Genomic DNA, 380 nt, shown 5'->3' with positions numbered 1-380 from the left:
CATATCAGGCAGATAATGATGATCGCCCTAGCACATAAGAAAGAAGTGAAGGTCAATGTCTGAACAAAAGGTTAAACTAATGGAAGAAGAAATGAACGTCTATCGGGTCCAAGGATTTACATGTGCAAATTGTGCAGGAAAGTTTGAGAAAAATGTTAAAAAGATTCCAGGCGTTCAGGACGCAAAAGTAAACTTTGGCGCTTCTAAAATTGATGTATATGGAAATGCATCGGTTGAAGAACTTGAAAAAGCAGGTGCTTTTGAGAATCTAAAAGTATCTCCTGAAAAACTAGCGAATCAAACGATACAAAGGGTTAAAGATGACACTAAGGCTCATAAAGAAGAGAAAACACCATTTTATAAAAAACATAGTACATTGC

At 36.1% G+C, this 380-nt stretch carries 1 protein-coding gene and 1 pseudogene; both read left to right on the top strand.

Annotated features, from left to right (window positions below; genetic code table 11):
* A pseudogene (locus M3191_RS18370) lies at window positions 1-63 on the top strand (transcriptional regulator); the annotation flags it as partial.
* Window positions 56-380 (top strand): heavy-metal-associated domain-containing protein (locus tag M3191_RS18365; RefSeq protein WP_251701749.1); only part of this gene is annotated, 325 nt, incomplete at its 3' end. The pseudogene M3191_RS18370 and the gene M3191_RS18365, both read left to right, overlap by 8 nt.

The organism is Sporosarcina luteola, assembly GCF_023715535.1.
In the GTDB taxonomy this organism is placed as follows: Bacteria; Bacillota; Bacilli; order Bacillales_A; family Planococcaceae; genus Sporosarcina; species Sporosarcina luteola_B.
This window is presented reverse-complemented; position numbering and strand designations above follow the sequence as displayed.